Origin of the sequence: Vibrio sp. Isolate22, assembly GCF_022398115.1 — a bacterium.
GTDB lineage: Bacteria > Pseudomonadota > Gammaproteobacteria > Enterobacterales > Vibrionaceae > Vibrio.
The window spans coordinates 1-1,696 of record NZ_JAKEUW010000134.1; the positions used below are offsets into that span (position 1 = coordinate 1).

Annotated in this window: 3 protein-coding genes and 1 pseudogene; 3 read left to right on the top strand and 1 reads right to left on the bottom strand. The window is 43.7% G+C overall.

What is annotated here, in order from left to right:
- The 3 genes from L1D55_RS27170 to L1D55_RS27180 all read left to right on the top strand — a co-directional run.
- Nucleotides 1-266 (top strand): transposase (locus L1D55_RS27170; RefSeq protein WP_239919504.1); only part of this gene is annotated, 266 nt, incomplete at its 5' end.
- 260 nt (nt 267-526) lie between these two features.
- Complete coding sequence (locus L1D55_RS27175; protein WP_239919505.1) at nt 527-808, top strand: hypothetical protein; 282 nt, start codon at nt 527-529, stop codon at nt 806-808.
- A gap of 105 nt (nt 809-913) precedes the next feature.
- Nucleotides 914-1,486, top strand: a complete 573-nt coding sequence (locus tag L1D55_RS27180) for a membrane dipeptidase (protein ID WP_275665397.1) — start codon at nt 914-916, stop codon at nt 1,484-1,486.
- 43 nt (nt 1,487-1,529) lie between these two features.
- Here L1D55_RS27180 and L1D55_RS27185 read toward each other — a convergent pair.
- Nucleotides 1,530-1,696 (bottom strand): annotated as a pseudogene (locus L1D55_RS27185) (IS5/IS1182 family transposase); the annotation flags it as partial.

Below are 1,696 nucleotides of genomic sequence, written 5' to 3' on the forward strand. Positions count from 1 at the left end.
TGGGAGGTATGGTGGGCACAAGTGCATGGGAGGTATGGTGGGCACAAGTGCAAGAAAGTGGAATTAAGCCATTGAAAGAGTTCGCACGAAAACTGAGGCCTTATCTTCACGGTATTATTGGATCGGCAAGTTATCCGCTCAACACCTGCACATTGGAAGGGATAAACAACAAAATAAAGTTAATCAAGCGAATGGGGTATGGGTATCGAGATACAGACTACTTCTTCTTGAAGATAAAAGCGGCTTTCCCCGGAAAGCCGCGATGAACCTTTTTATTCTGCTCAGCTACTACGGTTTGAATCAAACAGAACAAAAATTTTTCTTTATACATCGTATTGTTTAAGCTATTTTTTATTAGTTAAACTTATGAAAGTTATAGACTAATAACCTTTGTTAGAGACTCTCCTCTTGAGCTTACTCTCTATCAGATTTTGAGGCATTTCAGCCACGGATGCATCGTGCTCAGATTTGGAACTATGGATTGATACAGACCTATAGATAGGTTACCGACAAACAAGGATACGTTATGAAAAAGCTCTTACTTGCTACCGCCATTGGTTTGGCTTCGACCAGCTCGTTTGCGTCAATTGAGACAAAAGATTGGTATGACGAAGCATCATCAAAAGCTAAACAGTTTGTTAAAGACAATATTGTCTTAGACTTTTACGCTTCTCCAAGCGGTACTGGTTTTATCAAGGACTCGCAAGTTGCTGATTACATCGATTTAGCTCATGAACGCGGTATTACTGGCGCTTCCGCGACCATTGCTGCCCCAAATACCCCAAACTTACTTGCGTTTAAATCCTAGCATGGGAAATGGACCAAGGCTACTTCTTCCGCTAAGACGCCTATCCGCTACGTGAAAAGCGTAGAAGACTTTCAACTAGCCCACGATAACGGGGAATATGCGGTGATGGCTGAGTATGGTGTTAAAACAATGCAGTTAACCTATAACGAAACTGAGCTCACGGGTTCTGGGGTTATCTCAATGCTGAATGGTGACACCACGGGCCTGACGGATTTTGGTAAAGAAGTAATCGATGAGATGGTCAAGCATGGTATCACGGTGGATCTTTCTCATACATCACCATACACAACCAGCGACATTACAGACTACATGCAAAAACACCATAAAGGTGTCCCTGTTATTTATTCTCACTCTCCTGTAGCGTCTACGTATAACTGTGAACCTCATGAAACCCTTGAAGAAACACAGCAACGCATGGCCAAAAACGACCTCAAAAAAGGTGACCCTGATTATCGCCTTGCCGCTTGTTACCGATTACTTTCAGACGAACAAGTAAAAACAGTCGCGGATATGGGCGGTGTGGTTTCGGTTGTTGCCGCTGAGTGGATGCTAGATGGTATTTGGCCGGAAGATATTACTCCGCAACAGTTCGCGGAGATGATCGATGGCGCAGTTAAAGTAGGTGGTGTTGATCATGTTGGTATCGCGACAGACGATATGATGACAGGGCGTTGTTGATCAAATCAGCTAAAGGACGTATCTATCCTACGGAACTTACCTGTTAGTTTCTAATAGGCATACCTAGTCCTAGAACTTTGTTCATTGCTTTGACGTTTGCTAACGCCTCACCAACTTGAGCGTTATAACATCTCAAGCTCAATGTGCCGCTAGTCAGTCCTTTATATCGGGACATTGCCGTCTCAGAGATTGAACGGTCGTGGTAGCCAG

What these genes read in the sequence shown, in the direction of transcription:
- L1D55_RS27175 (WP_239919505.1), top strand. Translation starts at nt 527, where the DNA reads ATGAAAAAGCTCTTACTTGCTACCGCCATTGGTTTGGCTTCGACCAGC.
- L1D55_RS27180 (WP_275665397.1), top strand. Translation starts at nt 914, where the DNA reads ATGGCTGAGTATGGTGTTAAAACAATGCAGTTAACCTATAACGAAACT.